This is a genomic window from Streptomyces smaragdinus (assembly GCF_009604385.1).
Classification (GTDB): Bacteria; Actinomycetota; Actinomycetes; order Streptomycetales; family Streptomycetaceae; genus Streptomyces; species Streptomyces smaragdinus.
Genome location: NZ_WEGJ01000020.1, coordinates 1 through 19,420 on the forward strand (window position 1 = coordinate 1; position 19,420 = coordinate 19,420).

Genomic DNA, 19,420 nt, shown 5'->3' on the forward strand with positions numbered 1-19,420 from the left:
CTGTGCAGCGCCGCCCCGATCGCCCCGGCGGCCGTGGAGTGGTTGGCGGAGGCGACCCCGACGGACCTCCCCACACCGGAGCCGGACCCGACGACGGCGGCACCCCCGGAGCCGACGGAGCCGCCGGTGGGGGACGCGGGCGGCGGGACGGCGTGAGTCAGGGGAGCCGCCTGGGGTGGTATGGGGACAGCGGTTAGCTCTTACCCTGCTGCGGGTGGACGTGGGCTACAGTGAGCAACCGGGTTTTGGGCCGGGAAGCCGACCGTTGGCCTTGACATCCGCGCAGGTCAACCGGGCCGATTTGCACTCGGTGCCATCCTGTGCGTATCGTGGTAGATCGTTTGATCCCATTTGCCCGGCGCCGTGAACCCGAAGCGCGCCGTGTGGCGCGTTCCTTTGCCTAGCCGTGGCTGACCGCATAGAGGCGGTCGTGCGTGACTTTTGCCGCGGAGTCGTGGGCGCGTGCCGATGACTCCGAGAGGTTTCGTTTCGCATGTCCTTTTCCAGTACCGATGCGCTCGCTCCTGCCCAGGACGAGGTCGTAGAGATCTCCGAGAGCGCCCCCGAGCTGACGTTCGCCGACCTCGGCCTGCCCGAGCAGATCGTCCGCAAGCTCGCCCAGAACGGTGTCACCACCCCGTTCCCCATCCAGGCCGCGACCATCCCGGACGCCATGGCCGGCAAGGACATCCTGGGCCGTGGCCGCACCGGCTCCGGCAAGACGCTGTCCTTCGGCCTGCCGCTGCTGACCACGCTGGCCGGCGGCCACACCGAGAAGAAGCGCCCCCGCGGCCTGATCCTCACCCCGACGCGTGAGCTCGCCATGCAGGTCGCCGACGCGCTGCAGCCGTACGGCGACGTCCTCGGCCTGAAGATGAAGGTCGTCTGCGGCGGTACGTCGATGGGCAACCAGATCTACGCCCTCGAGCGCGGCGTCGACATCCTCGTCGCCACCCCGGGCCGGCTGCGTGACGTCATCGACCGCGGCGCCTGCTCCCTCGACCAGACCCAGGTCGCGATCCTCGACGAGGCCGACCAGATGGCCGACCTGGGCTTCCTGCCCGAGGTCACCGAGCTGCTCGACCAGATCCCGGCCGGCGGTCAGCGGATGCTCTTCTCCGCGACGCTGGAGAAGGAGATCGACACCCTGGTCAAGCGCTACCTCGTCGACCCGGTCAGCCACGAGGTCGACCCGTCGGCCGGCGCGGTCACCACGATGACCCACCACGTCTTCGTCGTGAAGCCGAAGGACAAGGCCCCGGTGACGGCGGCCATCGCGTCCCGCAAGGGCCGCACCATCATCTTCGTCCGCACCCAGCTGGGCGCCGACCGGGTCGCCGAGCAGCTGCGCGAGGCCGGGGTGCGCGCCGACGCGCTGCACGGCGGCATGACGCAGGGCGCGCGGACGCGGACCCTGGCGGACTTCAAGGACGGTTACGTCAACTGCCTGGTGGCCACCGACGTCGCCGCCCGCGGTATCCACGTCGACGGCATCGACCTGGTGCTGAACGTGGACCCCGCCGGGGACCACAAGGACTACCTGCACCGCTCCGGCCGTACGGCCCGGGCCGGCCAGTCCGGCGCGGTCGTCTCGCTGGCGCTGCCGCACCAGCGCAAGGGCATCTTCCGGCTGATGGAGGACGCGGGCGTCGACGCCAGCCGGCACATCGTGTCCGGCCGCGAGTTCGACCCGGAGGTCGCGGAGATCACGGGCGCCCGGTCGATGACCGAGGTGCAGGCGGAGTCCGTCGCCAACGCCGCCAAGCAGGCGGAGCGCGAGGTGGCGTCGCTGTCCAAGGAGCTGGAGCGGGCCACCCGCCGGGCGACCGAACTGCGCCAGGAGGCCGACTCGCTGGCCGGGCGCGCGGCGCGTGAGCGCGGCGAGGAGCCGGCGCCGGTCGTGACGCTGCGGGAGGACGAGGCGGTTGTCGCCGCCGAGGCCGCCGTGGTGTCCGAGCCTGTGGCCGAGGTCGAGGAGACCCGGCCCGCGAGCCGGCCGGCGGAGGAGCGCCGCGACGAGCGGGGCAACTTCGAGCGGCGGGACCGTGGTTTCGAGCGTCGGGACGACCGCCGGGACGGCTTCCGTCGCGACAACGAGCGTCCGTACAACCGGGACCGTGGCTTCGACCGCCGTGACGACCGTCGTGACGACCGCCGTGACGGCTTCCGTCGCGACAACGAGCGTCCGTACAACCGGGACCGCGGCTTCGACCGCCGCGACGACCGCCGTGACGACCGGGGCGGGTTCCGTCGGGACAACGACCGTCCGGGCTTTCGCCGGGACAACGACCGCCGTGACGGCGACCGTCCGTTCAACCGTGACCGCGGTTTCGACCGCCGTGACGACCGGGGTGGCTTCCGTCGGGACAACGACCGTCCGGGCTTTCGCCGGGACAACGACCGCCGTGACGGCGACCGTCCGTTCAACCGGGACCGTGGCTTCGACCGCCGCGACGACCGGGGCGGCTTCCACCGCGACAACGACCGCCGCACGGGCGGCGACCGTCCGTACAACCGCGACCGCCGCGACGGCCGCCCGGCGCAGGGCGGCAGCCACCGCACCGGCGGCGACCGCCCGTACGGCCGCCGCGACGACCACCGCTCGGGCTCGTTCGGCGGCGGCAACCGCCGCGAGGACAAGCCGCGCTGGAAGCGCAACGGCTGACGCGTAGCACCGAGATATATCCCCGAAGGGCCCGGCATGTGCCGGGCCCTTCGGCGTCCCCCGTTCTCCCCTCCCCGAGAGCCGTACTATAACTGAACATGTTCAGAATGTCGCGGACATGAAGTGCTGGCGGTCGGTTCGAACGAGTAACCGGAAATGACCTTCCGGAAGTTGAATCCTGGCTTAATATTCGTCCGCTCGTACTCCTCCGCCGTTGGCGTGGGAGACGTGGACGGCGTGCTGTACCGCGACGGCGGCAACGGCAGGGGCGGCTTCTCGTCCAAGACCCGGCTCGCCACCGGCTGGATCTACCTGGGGGGTCTTCTGATGCGACATCTGCTGCGCCGCGCCGCCGCGGCCACCGCCGGGCTCGTCGCCGTCGCGGGGCTCGGGCTGCCCGCGTCCGCGCGGGCCGAGGAGCCGGGGGTCGTGATTCCGACCGGCGGGGTGTGGGGGCTCGACTTCGCCGGTGGCGTGCTGCACAGCGTGGAGACGGCGCCCAGCGGTGACCAGGCCGTCGTGACCCGGCTGGTGTCCCCCGACGCGACGTCGGTGGCCGCCCCCGTGTACGAGACCTTCGCCATCGGGATGAAGACGGAGCCCTGCGAGGCGGGCGCGTGCGTGATGCTGCGGGGGAACGGGAACGGGGACACCGGGGTCGTCGCCGTTCAGCCCGACGGGACCGATCGGTTCCATCTCCTGATCAGCAAGAACTCGTTGTCGCCCGGCGCCGAATCCGGCTCCGGCATGCGGATCACGGACGTCACCGGGCGGTACTACGTCTACGACGTCGCGTCCACCGCGAAGCAGTACGCCGACGACTACGCCCGCTACCACCCCACCGACGCGAACTCGCTGACCCGCAAGACCGGCGCCGGTTCGCTGTGGGGCGCGGGCCTGTGGAACGCGAGCACGACCGCCGGCGTGGTCACCGTGACCGACCTCGAGCAGCAGAAGGTCACCGGGACCGTCGCGACCGGCGCCCCCTGCGTCATCAAGGAGCTCCAGGTCGTGGGCCGCTGGCTCTACTGGAGCTGCGGGGCCGATGGCCCGGCCGGGGTGTACGACCGGACGGCGGGCCGGAAGATCTCCGTGCCGTCGGGGCCGGCCCTGGTGAGCGACGGTTATCTGGTCCGGCACGACCGGACCGCCGGGAAGCTGATGCTCACCGAGTTCCGTTCCGGCGTCACCCGTGAGGTGGCCGATCTGCCGGCGGGGCGGACGGCGGACCAGCGGCGGCAGACGTGGGCGGTCGACAAGTTCGGCGGGGACATCGCGTATCTGGGGCCGGACCAGGCGATCCACGTCGTGCCCAGCGGGGTGCCGGCCGAGCCCCTGACGAAGATCGAGTCCGAGGTGGACTACCCGTATCCCTGGGCCTTCGAGGACCCTCGGGTCTGGGCGAGCACCTGGCAGCTGAGCCGACCCGCGAACTGGGCCCTCACGCTCAAGGACCGCGCCGGCCGGACGGTGCGCACCGTCCGCGGTGGTCCCGGCGCCGAGGTCGATGTCGTCTGGGACGGCAAGGGGGACGACGGTCAGTACGTCCTCTCCGGCCCGTACACCTGGACCGTGACCGCGACCCCCGTCGATGGCGCCGGTACGGCCGCCGTCTCCGGCACCTTCACCCTCGGGCACGGGCGTCAGGGGCATCACGACCAGAGGGGCGCCTACTACGGTGACATCGTGACCCTCAACTCCAAGGGCGGCCTCACGACCCACGAGGGCGGGGGCAACGGGACGTTCCCGACCAAGGAGACCGGCACCGGCTGGTCCGCCGGGACCGTCGCCGTCCCGTTCGGGGACATGAACGGCGACCGCTGCGCCGAACTGCTGGTCCGGATGCCCGGCGGCGAACTGCGCCGCTACGACGGCAAGTGCAACGGCATCTACTCCCCGGGAAGCACCCACGCCACCCTGGGCACCGGCTGGAACGCCTACAACGTCCTCACCACCCCCGGCGACCTGACGGGCGACGGCCGCGCCGACCTGCTGGCCCGCAAGTCCTCGACCGGCGACCTCTACCTCTTTGCCGACAACGGCGCCGGCAAGCTCAAGGCCGGCGTGCGGATCCGGACGGGGTGGGCGGCGTACAACCTGATCGCGGGGGCGGGTGACCTGAACGGTGACGGGCACGGGGATCTGCTGACGCGGCACAAGGACGGGACGCTGTACTGGTACGCGGGGCTCGGCACCGGGCAGTTCAAGGAGCGGGTGAAGATCTTCTCCGGGTGGGGCGGGTCGTACGTCTCGCTGATCGGTGCGGGCGACATCACCGGGGACGGGAAGGCGGATCTCGTCGTACGGGACAAGAGCGGGGTGCTGTACCGCAACAACGGGAACGGCAAGGGCGGGTTCTCGTCCAAGACGAAGATCGCCACTGGCTGGACGTATCTCGGGGTCTTCTGACCCGCTGCTCACCTTCGGATGCCCCGGTGGTCCCCACCGGGGCATCCGTCATTATTTCGGTGGGGACATGTCAGACCTCGTTGATACGCTCCCGACGCTCGCGCAGGGCGGGGCCCACACCCTCCGGCCCGGACTTCCGCACACCCACACCCAGTCCCAGGAGGGGATGACCCTTGGCCTCGTCAGGCCGCACCCGCGCGCTCGTCGTCACGACGCTCGCCGCACTGACCGTCGCCCTGGCGCCCGCGCAGGCGTCGGCGGCGGAGAACCGGCCGCCGGATCAGCCGGTCGCCGCCGAGCTGACGACGGGCTTCAGGTCCTGTGCGTCGGGGGCGAAACGCCCCTACGTCAACTCCAGGCCCACGCTGCGGGCCGTGCTCCGCGATCAGGATTACTCCGCGCGGGTCTCCGCCCAGTTCGAGATCTCCTGGCGCGACGAGCAGAGGACACGTCAGGTCCGTACGTACGACACCACGGAGATGAGGAGCGGCAGCGAATTCAGCATGCCGCTCTCCGACGAGATCCCGGGCGACACAGTGATCGACTGGCGTGTCCGTGCTTTCGACGGCGAGGTCTGGGGGCCGTGGAGCGACGCCGATGACCTGGGGCGCTGCGAGTTCGTCTACGATCCGGCCGGCCCGGCGTCCCCCGTAGTGACATCGGCTGAGTACCCGGAGGGGGGCGACACCTGGTCCGGTGGCGTGGGTGAGCGCGGGCACTTCACCCTCGACTCCCCCTCGGACGACGTGGTCGCCTACGTGTACTACGTGGCAGGCGACGCCGATCACGTCGTCGAGACAGCCGGGCCCGGGGACCCCGTCACCGTCGACTGGGTTCCGCAGCGGGCGGGCACGGCCGTCCTCTACGCCCAGGCGGTGGACCGGGCGGGCACCGCGTCAGCCCCCGCCACGTACCTCTTCCGCGTCGGCTCCGCCCGCGCCCCCGTGGCCGCCTGGCGGCTCGCCGACCCCGCCGGCTCCACCCAGGCCGCCCCCGACGCCGGAGAGCACCCCGCGGTCGCCGGTGACGGCGTGACCTTCGGGGCGGCCGGCCCCTCCGGCACCCCGTACACCGTGGCCGCCGAACTCGACGGCTCCGCCGGGGCGTACCTCGCCCCGGGCGTCCAGGCCGTGGACACCGGCGACGACTTCTCGGTGAGCGCCTGGGTGTCCCCCTCGTCCACCGGCGACGCGGCCGCCGTGAGCCGGGACGGGGACGGCGGGGCCGCCTTCGCCCTGGGGACGCACACCGGTGCCGACGGTGTCGCGCGGTGGTCGTTCGGGCTGCCCGACTCCCGGTCGGGGGACGTCGTACGAGCCGAGGGCGGCGCCGCGTCCGCCGGTGAGTGGACTCACCTCACGGGGGTGTACGACGCCGAGAAGGACACCGCGACGCTGTACGTGAACGGGAGCGTGGCCGGGGATCCCGTGACCGTACGGGCCACGAAGTCCCCCGGTGACCTGCAGCTGGGCCGGGCGCTGGACGCCGGGGCCTACGGTCACCACTGGGCGGGGGCGCTGGCCGACGTGCGGGTGTGGGACCGGATGGTCGTCGCGCCGGAGGTGCCCGTGCTCGCCGAGCGCGTCGCCGTGCGGCGCGGGTACTGGCAGCTCAACGCCGCTCCCGGTGGCGTGGTCCCGGAGTACGACGGCGGTCAGCCGCTGCGTCTGGGCGGCGGCGCCTCCGTCTACACCGGCGACTCGGCGGCGTGCGTGGACCCGTACGACCCGCTGTGCCCGTCGCCGGACTGGGTCATCGCCGGCTCCGGTCACCTCGTGCTCCACGGCGACGGTGACTACGCGGCGACCGACGCCCCGGTGATCGACACGTCCCGGAGCTGGTCGCTGAGCATGCTGTTCGTGGTCCCCGAGACCCCGGACCGCGATATGGCGCTGCTGTCCCTGCCGGGCGAGCACACCAACGCCGTCGACCTGCGCTGGGACGGCGCGGAACACCGCGTACGGCTGACGGTGGCCCACGAGGACAGCGCGGAGGCCGAGACGACGACCCTGTTCGCCGCGGGCCTGTGGGACCACCAGCCGAGCCACGTGGGCGCCGTCTACGACGCCTCCGCCGACGAACTCCGGCTGTACGTCAACGGCGAACTCCGGAGCACGGTCCCCCTGGCCGGCACCGACGCCTGGCGCGCCACGGGCGGCCTGCAGGTGGGCCGTACCTCGACCGCCGGCATCTGGGGCGACTGGCTCACCGGAAGCGTCGACGAGGTCCGGGCGTTCGAGGGGGCGGTGACGGACACGCAGATGGCGGCGATGAGCAACCCCATGGAAACCCCGGACGTCTGACCCCTCCCGCGGCCGCTCCCCTCTCCGGGAGCGGCCGCGAGGCACACCACACGTGCCCCCTCCGCAAAAGCGGCGGCAGTTTCTGCCTCCGGTTCTGCCTGGAGCCCCGACCCCTCCCCTGGTTGGCTGAGGCATAAGGGCGGGAGCCCTCGGCCCGCGGTCACCGTTTCGAGAGGGGAGCAGCAAGTTGAGCCTGGTGTTGACGACGGACTCCGTGCCGGACGGGGACAAGGTCGCGTACTGGAACAACGCGGTGAGCCGGACACTCGTACCGATGACCGTCGCCCCGCGCGACGCCGGTCCCTTCGACGGCCGGATCGCCAGCCGCCGCCTCGGCTACCTCCAGGTCTCCACGCTGCAGGCCGACGCCGAGCGCGTCGCCCGCACCCCCGCCCTCATCGCCGGGTCCCGGAGCCGGCAGGACCTCTTCGCCGTCGGCGTCCAGGTCTCCGGCACCGCCACCGTCGTCCAGGACGGGCGGCGGGCGGAGGTCGGCGAGGGGGACCTCGTGGTGTACGACACGACCCGCCCGTACACCTTCGACTACCCCCACCGCTTCACCACCCACGTCTTCCAGCTCCCCCGTCAGGTCCTCGGCGTCGCCGAGAGCAACCTGCGCCAGGTCACCGGCAGCGCCATCGGCACCGACGGCGGCATCGGGGCGATGCTGCTGCCGTTCCTGGACGCGCTGGCGTCCTCCGGCGGCGACTACCAGCCGGACGTCGCGGACCGGCTGGCCGGCAACGTCGTCGACCTCTTCGCCACCCTCATCGCCGAACGCGCCCACCCCGGCGACGGCGGTACGGACACCGCCCGCAGCCATCTGCTGGTCCGCGTCCGCGAGCACATCAACCGCAACCTCGGCGACCCCGACCTCTCCCCGGAGAGCATCGCCCGCGCCCACCGGATCTCCGTGCGCTATCTGCACCGGCTGTTCCAGGGCGAGGGCACCACTGTCGCCCGGCTCATCCAGCAGCGGCGGCTGGAGGAGTGCGGCCGGGAGCTGGCCCGCCGCGGCCGTACGACCCCCACCGTCTCGGCCGTCGCGCAGCGCTGGGGCTTCGTCAACCCCGCGCACTTCAGCCGGGTCTTCCGCGCCGCGTACGGGGTGTCCCCGAGGGAATGGCGCAGCCTGCGTACCGAGGAGCCCCGTGCCGCGCACGCGGCCCTTCAGGAGGCCGTGTGACCGACGCCGCACCACCGCACGACCTGGTTCTGGACCCCCGGACCAGCGCGTTCCTGGACAAGCACCCCTGCCCGCCGCTCCGTGACCCGGAGCGCGCGCGCCGGGCGCTGGACCTGCTGCAGAGCCACGACGACCCCGTCGACCCGGGGGCGCTCTCCGTCGAGTGGTACTCGCTGCCCGGTGGGCCCACCGGGCATGTCCGCGTGCAGGTGGTCCGGCCCGCGGACACCGACGGGCCGCTGCCCGTCGTGCTGTTTCTGCACGGGCTGGGCTGGGTGCTGGGCGATGTCCGGACCCACGCCCGGCTCGTGGACGCGTTCGCCCTCGGGGCGGACGCCGCCGTGGTTTTCGTCGACTACGAGCGCGCCCCCGAGGCCCGCTACCCCGTCGCCCTCGAGCAGTGCTACGCCGTCGCCGAGTGGATCGGCGGCCACGGGGCGGCGATCGGGCTGGACGGCGGCCGGATGGCCGCCGTCGGGGACTCCGCCGGGGCCAATCTGGTCGCCGCGCTGACGCTGCTGGCCAAGGAGCGGGGGACCGTACGGCTGGTGCAGCAGGTGCTGCTCTGCCCGGTCACCGACGCCGACTTCGACACGCCCTCGTACCGGCGGTTCGCGGAGGGCTACTTCCTGGGGCGGGACGCCATGCGCTGGTTCTGGGACCAGTACCTGCCCGACACCGAGCGCCGCCGGGAGATCACCGCGTCCCCGCTGCGGGCGTCCGTCGAGCAGCTCGCGGGGCTGCCCCCGGCGCTGGTGCTGACGGGGGAGGCGGACGTCGTACGGGACGAGGGCGAGGCGTACGCGGCGAAGCTGCGCGCGGCGGGGGTGGCGGTGGTGTCCATGCGGTATCACGGGACGATCCACGGGTTCATGGTCCTGGATCCGCTGCGCGACACGGCCGCCGCCCGCGCCGCGCTCGTACAGGCGCTCGACACCGTGCATGTGGCGCTGCACCAGCACGGCGGCTGAGCTACCGGCTGCCCGACAGCAGCTCGGTCACCACCCGGTCGAGCTCGAGGTGCCGCCCCTCCGCGCCCAGCGGCACGACCCGCCAGGTCCGCTCCAGGAACCGCTCCACCGCCGGTACGTCGATGTCCAGCGCGGCCGCCCCCGCCCGGGTCCGTACGACGATCCGCACCCGGCCGTCGAACCGGGGGGCCACCACGACGTCCCCCGTGCCGGCCTCCCAGTGCAGCCCCTGCGCGAGGAGGTCGCGGGCGAACACCCAGTCGACGGTGCCGAGGGACGTCGATCCGACGGACAGGCGCACGGCGTACGGGTCCCGGCGGTCGAAGTGCAGCTCCGCGGGCATGGGTACGGGCGGTTCGGCCGCGACGGCGAGGTGGGCGGTGACCTCGTGGGTGACCGAGGTCTTGGGGTGAGTCATGGCGTACCCGCCTCGCGGATCGGTGGTCTGTCGGCTCGACGGTAGTACGGGGGGCGCGCGGGGGTTTGCCGTACGAAGACCGGGGTATTGCCCGCCAACGCACCCGCTCAGCCCAGCGATTCGAGCAGCTCCCGCGCCAGCTCCCGGTACACCGTGTCGGTCTCGTCCCCCAGCGCCAGCGCCTCCCGCAGACACTCCCGCGCCTGTGTGACCTCCCCCAGCTCGGCGAGCGCCTCCCCGAGCCGCACCAGCGACTGCCCCTTCGCGTGCGCGAGCCCCGTCCGCCGGGACCGCGCCACCGCGTCGCGGAAGCTCCCGGCCGCCTCCTCCCACCGGCGCAGGGCGCCGTGATCCAGCCCCAGGGCCAGGCTCGCGTGCGTCCGGGTGAGGTCCGCGACGTGCTCGCCCACCGGGCAGTCCGGCGCGTCGAGGAAGGCGATCACCCGGCCGTGCTCGGCCAGCGCCTCCTCCGGCCGGCCGAGCAGCCGCAGCGTGGACCCGTACGTGATCAGGGCCTGGACCCAGCCGGCGCGGTCGTCGGCCTTCTCGTACAGCTCGAGGGAGGCCCGCGAGGTGTCCGCGGCCCGCTCGTACTCGCCCAGCATCTCGTGCCCCCAGGCCGCGTGCGCCAGCGCCGACGCCTGCTGGGCGAGATCCCCCGCGCGGCGGGCGCACTCCAGCGCCTCGCCGGCCCGGCCGACGGCCTCGCGGTAGCGGGACTCGCAGGCGAGGAGGGACCAGCAGTGGCAGTTGATGTGGACGGCCCGCAGTTTCGGGTCCCCCAGTCTTCCCGCCGCCTCGCTCGACAGCCGGAACACCTCCGGCCAGTGGCCCCAGAAGACCCACATGCCGCAGAACCACTCCATGGCGTCCGCGGTCTCCACCACCCGCGCGTACTCCCCGCGGGCCGCCGCGTCGCGCAGGGCGGCGAGCCAGGCGGGGGCCTCCTGCTGGAGCCAGGCGCGGGCGTGGTCGGTGGGTCCTGTGTCGTATCCCGGCTTGAAGCGGCGGCCGGCCGCTGTGGCCGTGTCCAGCAGCCATGTCCGCAGCCGCTCCTCGGCGGCCTCCCGCTCGCCCTCCGGCGCCGGCCGGGAGCGGCCGAACAGCCGCAGCAGGTCGTGCAGCTGGTAGCGCCCGGTGTACGTGGCCTGCAGCAGTCCCGCCTCGACCAGCTCCTCCAGTACGTCCTCGGCCTCGGACACCTCGGTCGCGGTGAGTGCGGCGGCGTAGTCGGCGCTCGGATCCGGCACCGGGACCAGGCCCAGCAGCCGCAGCATGCGCGCCGCCTGCCCGGTGAGCTGCCGGTACGAGAGCTCGAACGCGGCCTCCACCCGTACGTCACCGGCGCTCAGCGCCCCCAGCCGGCGCTCCTCGTCCGCCAGCCGGCGCACGAGCTGCTCCACGCGCCACCCCGACCGTACGGTCAGCCAGTTCGCGGCCACCCGCAGCGCCAGGGGCAGCCGCCCGCAGAGCTCCACCAGCCGCGCCACGTTCTCCGGCTCCGCGCCGGCGCGGGCCTCGCCCAGGATGCGGCGCAGCAGCAGGCCGGCCTCGTCCCGCGTCATGACCGCCAGGGGCAGCCGCGCCACGTCCGCCAGCCCGGTCAGGGGACGCCGGCTGGTGACCAGCACCAGACTCGGCCCCGCCGCGGGCAGCAGGGCGCGGACCTGGGCCTCGTCCCGGGCGTTGTCCAGTACGACCAGGCACCGGCGCTCGGCCAGCAGCTCGCGCAGCAGCCCGGCGCGCTCCGCCTCCTCGGCCGGGAGCCGGTGGTCGGGCACCCCGAGGGCCTTCAGCAGCCTGAGGAGCACCTCGTCCGTGGCGACGGCGCCGTCGACGCCGTGCAGGTCGGCGACGAGGCAGGGGTCACCGTCCGCGAGCTCGGCGGCGGCGTGGAGCGCCAGGGTGGTCTTCCCGCACCCCGGGGGACCGGAGACGACCACGACGGGCGCGCCGGCCGCGGCGTGCGCCCGCAGACGCGCCAACTCCCGCTCCCGCCCGGTGAAGTCCCCCACGGTCCGGGGAAGCGCCATCCCCCCGCCCGCGCCGGCCTCCCGCACGGGCCGCGCGGCCCGCGCCGCACCGACCAGCCCGTCCCGCTCCGCCTCCCCGAGCCCCAGCCCCTCGGCCAGCGCCACGACGGTCCGCCGCTGCGGCACGCGACTGCGCCCGCGCTCCATGTCCCCGATGGCCCGCACACTGACCCCGGAACGCCCGGCGAGCTCCTCCATGGTCATCCAGGCCCGCTGCCGCAACCCCCGCAAAACCACCCCGAACGGCTCCACACCCTCCACGGCCCCTCCTCGTCCCGCGGCACCGCTGTGCAGGATACGAGGGCAAGCCCCACCACCGACCCGCCATCCCACGCCCACCCTCCGCCACCCAGCCACCCCACCCCTGAGCACCGTCCCCACCGAACCCCAAACTGGTTCGCGGACGGGGGTACCCCTCGGGCTATGCTTGCCGGGCGCGGGCCGTTAGCTCAATTGGCAGAGCAGTGGACTTTTAATCCATTGGTTGTGGGTTCGAGTCCCACACGGCCTACCGTCGGCCTTCGCCGCAGCACCTCAAGTGACCTGCGGCGGAGGCCTTTTGCTTTCGGCGGTCGAGGGCTCGGGGGACGTCTCCGGGGCCCTTTTTCGCCCCGTGGTTCGCCCGAGAGGTCGGGTCAGACGTCTTTGATCTGTACGCGGTCGCCACAGAGCTTGAGCCAGTCGTCCCGGTCCGAGGTCAGTACCAGCGCGGGGGCCGGGGCGCGGAGTGCCATCGCGGCGACGAGGGCGTCGATGGCGTACTTGTGGCCGTGCAGGCCGCCCGCGTCGAGCAGCAACCGCACGGCGGTGAGGCTGTCCGCCTGGGTGACGTCCAGGACCTGGAGGCGGGAGAGCAGCCAGTGCAGGCGTGCGGTGTCCGTTTTTCCGTGGACGGCTTCCACGATCGTGAGGGCGGACAGGAGCACGGGCACGCCTGCGCGGCGCGAGGCCTCGATCCGGGTGATCATCTGGCGGTCGTTGCGGAGGAGGAGCGACAGCGCCTGTGAATCCAGGACGAGGGACCTGGCTACGGGCACCTTCATGCGGCGCTGTCGTCGGAGGCGTACGGCTGCTGGACGTCACCGAACAGATCGCGCTGCGCCGCCTGGATCTCGGCTTCGCTCAGCGGCTCGTGCTCGGCCTCGTAGGCGGCCACGATCTCGGCGAGGCCGTCCATCGCCAGCTGATGCCGGACCGCGGCGGTCACATAGGCGGACACACCCCTCTTGCCGGTGCGCGTGCGCAAGGCGCCGACGAGGTCCGAGGGCATCGAGATGGAGATGTTCTCCGTGCTGCCGGGGCGGGGTGACTTCATGAGGTCAGTGTAGTACAGCAACTATTACTACCTGTCGGGTTCGGTTACCCGTCGGCAGACGGGCGCCCGGTGAGCGATATCGCGCAGGGGAGGAGCCATACTCGGGGCATGGGCCACCGTGGCTATGCGGACATCCGTCCCTACATGGTCCCCGGGACGCTGGGAGCGCTTGTCGGGCCGGTGACGGGTGTCGTCGAGCTGCCCACCGCCCTGGACTGGGGACCGAAGCGGGCCTACCGCCTGGACTCCGATTCCGATCGGCGTGTGCTGTATGAGACCGTCATCCGGGAGGCGGCGCGTGCCGAGCAGTTGGCGGAGTACCTCAACGCCGGGCTGCTGGTGCGGTTGTGGCCGCGGTTGTGGCTTCCGCCGCAGGTCAAGCGGCTCTGGCTGGCGCGTTTCCCCGAGTTGGGTCCGGTGCTCGGCCCGGCCGCCTAGCATTCCCGCGTGGATGCGCTGCAGGTTCGTCTCACCCAGCTCGGGCTCGGCGCCTCCCGTGACCGCGGATTCGTGCTCGCCGGTGGATATGCCGTCGAGGCGAACGGGTTTCTCCGCAGGATCTCCGACGACGTCGACCTGTTTACGGACCAGGCGGATCCGCACGGCTTCGCCGTAGCGGTCACCGCTGTTGAGCAGGCGTACCAGGAGGACGGGCTGGAGGTGCGGGCGGAGCGGATGGCCGAGATGTTCGCCCGGCTTCATGTCACCGACGAATACGGGCGTGCCGCCAAAGTGGAGATGGGCTACGACTGGCGTGCCCGGCCTCCCGTGGTCCTGGACCTCGGACCGGTCCTGCACCCCGATGATGCCGTGGCCGGCAAGGTCGTCACCGTCTTCACCAGGGCGGCTCCACGCGACTACATCGACGTGACCGCCGCGCTGGCCTCCGGCCGATACGCGGGGCACGAACTGCTGACCCTGGCCGAGGAACGGGACCGCGGATTCGAGCGAACCATGTTCGCCCAGGCGCTCCTGGCCGTGGACCGCTTCGACGACGCGCAGTTCAGTCCCTACGGTCTCGACGCCGAGGAGATCGCCGTCATGAGAGCCACTCTTCAAGTGTGGGCGGACGAGATCAATGGTTCCGATCCTCGCCAACGTGATCGAGGCTTTCGAAGGACGTGAGCGCGGCAGTACCGAAACAGTCGCTCGGGGCGGGAGCCCAGCAGCGACTCCCGCCCCATGCTTCCGACCGGTGAACGGGGATCCTTACGTAGACCCTGGGACGGCCATGCGCCGGCGGTTCTCCACGCAGGGTCCGCATCCGTAGTACGGCGCCGCGGCGCCTGGGCCGGATGACTGCTCGACGACGGTCGACCCCAGCACCTTCAACGGCGGATCGGGCGTCCAGCAGTATGTGCATCGAGGCCGGGGCGACTTCGGCGAGCTGGTCACCGGACGTCCCCGCCCCGGGACTGCTGGGCCTCCCAGCAGCGCAGAACTCCCTTGCACGACGCCGCGAGAATGCCGATGTGCGACCAGCGTTCCCTGCGGTTCTGCCCGCGGGGCGGTTCCATCCGCACCAGGCATGCGGCCTCGCGGACGATGACGCGCTGGTCGTGCTCGCAGTCGGAACGCTCGTCCAATTCGCCGAGAAGGCGTCCGATGTGCCTGCGTAGACGCCCAGTCAGGTCATCGAGGCGTTCCGGTGTCGGCACGGTGGGGTGGTCGGTGGCCTGGCGGATAGTGGTGCGGATCGTGGCTACGTCGACCGGTGGCCGGTCCGCGAGCCGGTGCGGCGTCGGATGACTCGTTCCCTCGTCCCGGGACGCCGTAGGCTCTGTCATGTCGTCAGCCCCTTTGCTGTCGGCTGCGCCCCGGGTCGTGGCAGCGGCACCGGGGCTCCTTGTTTCCCTAGGTAGGCTATACCCGGCTATAGCTGCCGCGCCAGGCTATCGGTCGCCTCGGAGGCTGTACCCACCTACCGTGCGGCTATGGAATGGGATCCCCTGCGCTCCCGCTGGGAGCAGGTGCACGAGGTCATCACGGCGAGGATCCGCGCCGGGACGTACCCGCCCGGACAGCGGATCCCCTCCCTGCTGGATATTCAGGCCGAGTTCGGGATCGCCAACGTCACCGCGAGGAAAGTCCTGGTCAAGCTGCGTGAGGACGGGCTTGTGGTCTCCCCGCCGGGGATGGGTACGTTCGTGGTCCGGGAGCTGCCCCCCGAGACGGACTGACACCCGGTGGGACTAGTTCCGTGCGTGGTCACCTCTCCCGGGCGCGACCCGTCGGCGGTGTGGGGTGAATACGATGGGTGCTGTCCCTCGGAGGCAGGGGCGACCAGTATGCAGGCTGTTCGTCCGCCGTCAGGAGAGCAAGCAATGACCGGTCAGCCCGTTACCTCGTCGGCCCCGCTGATCGCCATCCCCGCGCTCACGCCGGCGGCGCTGCGATCGGCCGTCGCGCACCTTGCTCCCGCTCAGCTGTCAGCCTTCGCCGAGCATTTGGACCGGGCGGTCGAGCAGGCTGCCGCGCAGAGCACGATCACCCCGCTGCATGCCTTTCTCCAGTACTGGGGCGAGTTTGTGGCGATACAGCGCCGTCCCGATCGTGCGGCTCGGCTTCGCCGGCTGGAGGCGGCGGCAGACGAGGCGACCGCGACGGACGAGCTGGCCCTCCTGGGGACGGAGATTCAGCAGATCCTGGCGGAGGCGCAGCGGGAGATCGCCGGGTGAGTGACGTCTGGACCTGGCATCGCAACCCTGATGCCGGCCACGTCATTGCCGGACTTCCCCGATAGGTGGTCGCCGAGGTCGAGCGACTTGCCGAGCAGTCGGCAGTACTCGGTTATGCCGCCGCGGCGGCGGGCCGCGGTCCTGTGCACGGTGGCGGTCTGCGTACGCCGAACATTTTCGGCGGCCGAGGCTTCTTCATGTACCTGGAGCCTGAGCGTGCCCTGGTGATCTCGATCGTGCGCGTCGTCTGGCTCGGGTAAATCCTCTGGGATGGGCAACGCTGGTGTCGGGGTCTGCGCGAAGCCGAACCCATTCGCTCCGACGGTCCCCGTGCGGAGTCAGGCCCGCACCCCCGATCGCCCGCGCACCCTGTTTACGCGATCAGCCATGACCTCGCCGTCCGTCATGCCCTTGCGGGTGCGTCGCTGCAGCCTGCCCACGAGCATGACGCCCAGTGGGGCGTCGGGCCACTTCTTCCACGACCGTGGGCGGCGGCTGTTCATGCGGTCCTCGACGGACTCGGCGCGTACGTCGTCGGGGGAGCCCAGGAGAGCGGCCAGGGAGGTCTGGGCGCGGCGGCGGTTGGCGCTGTTGGGGATGTGCTTGTTGCGGCGGATGTTCTTGCGTGAGCTCTTGTCGTTCTCGCCGTAGTTGTTGCGGCGGTCCTTGACGTAGCTGAGCCGCTTCTTCTCCTGCGGTGTCTTTCGCCGCACGGTTTCGACCCCCTGCTCTGCGAGAGGCCCAGGTTACTGGGGCGGGGTCGGCGTCGCGACGGAGTTCCCGTGCGGGCGGGAGAACTCAGGCGACGGCGCCTGAGTCGGACGGGTTCGGCACCACCTGGATCGGCTGGGACGAGCTCGTCGCCGCCGACTGGAGTGAGAGCGACGGTTCGGGTACGAGGAGCCGGGAGTCGGTCGCCGGGGATGAGACCCACTGGGCGCCCGTCCGGAGCATCATGCGGACCCTCGGGGAGCTCCACGGTGCGGAGAACGTGCGGCTCGTCGTCTGGTTCTTCTGACGTCAACCCTCCCCCCGCCCCGCCGCCTCCCTCTGCCGCCGGGCCGCCGACGGCGTCGCGTACGTCGAGTACCGCGGCACCCACCGTGCCAGGCCCACCGCCGCCACGATCCCCAGTGAGCCCACCAGGCCGATCCCCACCGACAGCGTGGCCGCCGCCGCGCACGCCGCGGGGATTACCGGGCCCAGCGCCTGGCCCGTGTCGCTCAGCAGGCGCCAGACCGAGAGGAACGTCGTGCGGTTGTCGTGGGGGGCCGCGTCCGCGCCCAGCGTCATCATGATTCCCGAGCCGATTCCGTTGCCGAAGCTCATCGCCGCCGCCACCAGCGTGAAGCCGATGACCTCCTGGGTGAAGGGGAGCGCTATCAGGCCCAGGCCCAGCAACGACATCGCCGGGACCGCGACCGCCAGGCGGCCCCAGCGGTCCATGACGTGGCCGGCCGGGTAGAAAAGGGACATGTCGACCATGTTCGCGATGCCGAAGACGAGGCTCGTGACCGTCGCGCTGAGGCCGATCTCGTCCGCCCAGAGGGGGAGGACGATCTGCCGCGTCGCCCGGACCGCGCCGACCGTGGCGACCATCAGGCCCAGGGAGAGGAAGAGCGAGCGGTGGTCGCGGAATATCGCGCGGGCGCCCCGGGCGCCGCGGACGTGGTGGGGGCGGTCGCCGGAGAGGTCGAGGTCGCGGATGAACAGGAGGCACAGGCCCGTCGCCAGCGTCGCGAGCACGCCGATCGCGAACGCCGCCCGCAGGCCGCCGAGCGTGATCGCCCCCGCGCCCAGGAACGGGCCCGCGAACAGGCCGATCCGATGCGCGCCCGCCAGGGTGGACAGGGCGCGGGCGCGCATCGTGATCGCCACGACCTCGGCGACGTAGTTCTGCCGGGCCAGGTAGAAGGTCGAGTTGCAGGCGCCGACCACGAGCAGCGCGATGCCCAGCGCGACCAGCGACGTCGTCACCAGGCACGCCAGCCAGCACAGCGCCGTGACCGCCGCCGCGATCGACATCGCCCGGCGGTCCCCGACCCGGTCGGCCAGCTTCGCCGCCGGTACGTCGCCGAGGATGCGGCCGATGCCCGTCATCGCCGCCATCAGGGCGGCCGTCGTCGTCGAGGCGCCGGAGGCCAGGGCCGCGAGGGGGATGATCGGGGCGACGGCGCCGTTGCCTATCTCGTAGACGAGGGCGGGCAGCAGCGCCGACGGGGCTATCTTCCAGAGGACGGAGGTGGAGCCGGAGGTGCTCACGCCGGTACGACGGAGGCGTGGATGGCCGGCGTCGGGCCCTCGCCCGCCGTGGCGAGGATGGCCTGGTCGGCGTGGTCGATGCCGACTTCGAGCGAGCACATCAGATGCAGGGGGTAACGCCCGCCCGCGATCAGGTCGATGGCCCACTCGACGGCCTGGTAGCTGTGTCCGCGCACACCCTGCACCGTCAGGTACTTGCGGTTGATCTTGAAGAAGTCGAGTCCGTCCAGCGGTCTCATCGCCGCCGCCGCGACGATCACCTTGCCCCGTTTACGTACCGCGTCCAGCGCCAGGGAGAGCGTCGACTCGTTCCCGGCGGCCGTATCGACCACGACGTCGGCGTACGAACCGTTCGTCAGCTCCCGGATCCGCTCGAGGACGTCCGTGTCGTCCGCGTACAGCGTGTGGTCCGCGCCGAAGGCCCGTGCCACCTCGAGGCGTTCCTTGTCCCGGGCGAGCCCGGTGACGATCACGAGCCCGGCGCCGGCCGCCTTGGCCGCGATCGTCGCGCCGAGGCCCTGCTGGCCGGGGCCGAGGATGACGACGACGTCGCCGGGGCGGACGCGGCCCTCGCGGTACACCCACTCGTAGCCGTTGGAGATCGGCAGCGCGAGGGAGGCCTCGACGGCGGGGACATGGGTGGGGAGGCGGTGCGCGACCGTACGGGGGTGGAGGTAGAGGTAGTCGCTGAAGCCGCCCCACAGCGACGGCGCCACCGTCAGCGGCGTACGGCCGAAGCGCAGCGCCGAGGGGTTCGTCGAGGGGTCGGAGTCGAGGCACAGGCGGAACTCCGAGGAGCGGCAGAAGTCGCAGTGCCCGCACGGGAGGTACTCCTCCAGTACGACGCGGTCGCCCTCCGCCAGCCCCCAGCGCTGCGCCGCGCTGCGGCCGATGGCCGAGACGGTGCCGACGTTCTCGTGGCCGAGGATCCGCGGCGACAGGTCGCCGAAGAAGGACTTGACGTCCGAGCCGCAGACGCCGGCGGCCTCCACCTTCAGCAGACCGTCGTCCGGCTCGAGTGCCGGGAGCGGGAACTCACGGATCTCCATGGTCCGGGGACCGGTCATCACGCTCGCCCTGGCGAACCTCATCTGCGTCTCCTTGATCGCCCCGTCTGGGTCCGCAGATTGTATAGCCTGTAGAATTTCCGGTGGCAAGGCTGGGTCAGGTGGACACCCCC

At 72.0% G+C, this 19,420-nt stretch carries 18 protein-coding genes and 1 tRNA gene; 11 read left to right on the forward strand and 8 right to left on the reverse strand.

The features are described from left to right. Positions 1-493: 493 nt before the first annotated feature. The 5 genes from SRB5_RS22285 to SRB5_RS22305 all read left to right on the forward strand — a co-directional run bounded on the left by SRB5_RS22285 (position 494) and on the right by SRB5_RS22305 (position 9,534). Positions 494-2,665: a DEAD/DEAH box helicase gene (locus SRB5_RS22285; protein ID WP_153454832.1), complete on the forward strand. Its 2,172-nt coding sequence runs from the start codon at positions 494-496 to the stop codon at positions 2,663-2,665. 219 nt (positions 2,666-2,884) lie between these two features. Beyond that, positions 2,885-5,074, forward strand: coding sequence for an FG-GAP-like repeat-containing protein (locus SRB5_RS37565; RefSeq protein ID WP_153454834.1), 2,190 nt, complete (start codon positions 2,885-2,887; stop codon positions 5,072-5,074). Positions 5,075-5,247: 173 nt separating this feature from the next. Next, positions 5,248-7,377 carry a LamG-like jellyroll fold domain-containing protein gene (locus SRB5_RS22295; RefSeq protein ID WP_153454836.1) on the forward strand — a complete coding sequence of 710 codons (2,130 nt, stop codon included), beginning with the start codon at positions 5,248-5,250 and terminating at the stop codon, positions 7,375-7,377. A 187-nt stretch (positions 7,378-7,564) separates the two neighbouring features. After that, positions 7,565-8,563, forward strand: coding sequence for an AraC-like ligand-binding domain-containing protein (locus SRB5_RS22300; RefSeq protein WP_153454838.1), 999 nt, complete (start codon positions 7,565-7,567; stop codon positions 8,561-8,563). After that, on the forward strand, positions 8,560-9,534 hold the full coding sequence (locus SRB5_RS22305) for an alpha/beta hydrolase (RefSeq protein ID WP_323378294.1): 975 nt from the start codon (positions 8,560-8,562) through the stop codon (positions 9,532-9,534). The genes SRB5_RS22300 and SRB5_RS22305 overlap by 4 nt, the downstream gene beginning before the upstream one ends. A 1-nt stretch (position 9,535) precedes the next feature. Here SRB5_RS22305 and SRB5_RS22310 read toward each other — a convergent pair whose 3' ends face one another. Both SRB5_RS22310 and SRB5_RS22315 read right to left on the reverse strand, forming a co-directional pair. Beyond that, on the reverse strand, positions 9,536-9,952 hold the full coding sequence (locus SRB5_RS22310; RefSeq protein ID WP_153454842.1) for an SsgA family sporulation/cell division regulator: 417 nt from the start codon (positions 9,950-9,952) through the stop codon (positions 9,536-9,538). Positions 9,953-10,059: 107 nt separating this feature from the next. Next, complete coding sequence (locus SRB5_RS22315; protein ID WP_323378295.1) at positions 10,060-12,246, reverse strand: ATP-binding protein; 2,187 nt, start codon at positions 12,244-12,246, stop codon at positions 10,060-10,062. Positions 12,247-12,423: 177 nt separating this feature from the next. On the opposite strand from SRB5_RS22315, the gene SRB5_RS22320 reads away from it, so the two are divergent. After that, positions 12,424-12,496: transfer RNA gene (locus SRB5_RS22320), tRNA-Lys, on the forward strand. A gap of 124 nt (positions 12,497-12,620) precedes the next feature. Here SRB5_RS22320 and SRB5_RS22325 read toward each other — a convergent pair. Further along, the gene (locus tag SRB5_RS22325) at positions 12,621-13,028 is read right to left on the reverse strand and encodes a type II toxin-antitoxin system VapC family toxin (protein ID WP_153454844.1); all 408 of its coding nucleotides are present in this window, start codon (positions 13,026-13,028) and stop codon (positions 12,621-12,623) included. Continuing rightward, on the reverse strand, positions 13,025-13,300 hold the full coding sequence (locus SRB5_RS22330) for a hypothetical protein (RefSeq protein WP_153454846.1): 276 nt from the start codon (positions 13,298-13,300) through the stop codon (positions 13,025-13,027). Before SRB5_RS22330 ends, SRB5_RS22325 begins: the two co-directional genes overlap by 4 nt. A gap of 108 nt (positions 13,301-13,408) precedes the next feature. Between SRB5_RS22330 and SRB5_RS22335 the strand changes: the two genes are divergently transcribed. Continuing rightward, positions 13,409-13,738: a hypothetical protein gene (locus SRB5_RS22335; RefSeq protein WP_194292995.1), complete on the forward strand. Its 330-nt coding sequence runs from the start codon at positions 13,409-13,411 to the stop codon at positions 13,736-13,738. Between the two features lie 9 nt (positions 13,739-13,747). Further along, complete coding sequence (locus SRB5_RS22340; RefSeq protein ID WP_153454848.1) at positions 13,748-14,425, forward strand: nucleotidyl transferase AbiEii/AbiGii toxin family protein; 678 nt, start codon at positions 13,748-13,750, stop codon at positions 14,423-14,425. 266 nt (positions 14,426-14,691) lie between these two features. Here SRB5_RS22340 and SRB5_RS22345 read toward each other — a convergent pair whose 3' ends face one another. Continuing rightward, on the reverse strand, positions 14,692-15,087 hold the full coding sequence (locus SRB5_RS22345; RefSeq protein ID WP_153454850.1) for a DUF6415 family natural product biosynthesis protein: 396 nt from the start codon (positions 15,085-15,087) through the stop codon (positions 14,692-14,694). 147 nt (positions 15,088-15,234) lie between these two features. On the opposite strand from SRB5_RS22345, the gene SRB5_RS22350 reads away from it, so the two are divergent. The 3 genes from SRB5_RS22350 to SRB5_RS22360 all read left to right on the forward strand — a co-directional run bounded on the left by SRB5_RS22350 (position 15,235) and on the right by SRB5_RS22360 (position 16,238). After that, positions 15,235-15,480 (forward strand): GntR family transcriptional regulator, encoded by a 246-nt coding sequence (locus tag SRB5_RS22350; protein WP_153454852.1) that lies wholly within the window; start codon positions 15,235-15,237, stop codon positions 15,478-15,480. Between the two features lie 144 nt (positions 15,481-15,624). Then, a complete protein-coding gene (locus SRB5_RS22355) occupies positions 15,625-15,978 on the forward strand; it encodes a DUF6247 family protein (RefSeq protein WP_153454854.1) in 354 nt (117 codons plus the stop codon). Between the two features lie 65 nt (positions 15,979-16,043). Continuing rightward, positions 16,044-16,238, forward strand: a complete 195-nt coding sequence (locus SRB5_RS22360) for a hypothetical protein (protein ID WP_228390327.1) — start codon at positions 16,044-16,046, stop codon at positions 16,236-16,238. Between the two features lie 78 nt (positions 16,239-16,316). Here the strand turns inward: SRB5_RS22360 and SRB5_RS22365 are convergent, their stop codons facing one another. The 3 genes from SRB5_RS22365 to SRB5_RS22375 form a co-directional block, all read right to left on the reverse strand. After that, positions 16,317-16,691, reverse strand: coding sequence for a hypothetical protein (locus tag SRB5_RS22365; RefSeq protein WP_153454856.1), 375 nt, complete (start codon positions 16,689-16,691; stop codon positions 16,317-16,319). Between the two features lie 307 nt (positions 16,692-16,998). Next, positions 16,999-18,240, reverse strand: a complete 1,242-nt coding sequence (locus SRB5_RS22370; protein WP_323378297.1) for an MFS transporter — start codon at positions 18,238-18,240, stop codon at positions 16,999-17,001. Next, positions 18,237-19,331, reverse strand: coding sequence for a zinc-dependent alcohol dehydrogenase (locus tag SRB5_RS22375; RefSeq protein WP_153454858.1), 1,095 nt, complete (start codon positions 19,329-19,331; stop codon positions 18,237-18,239). The genes SRB5_RS22370 and SRB5_RS22375 overlap by 4 nt, the downstream gene beginning before the upstream one ends. Between the last annotated feature and the right edge of the window lie 89 nt (positions 19,332-19,420).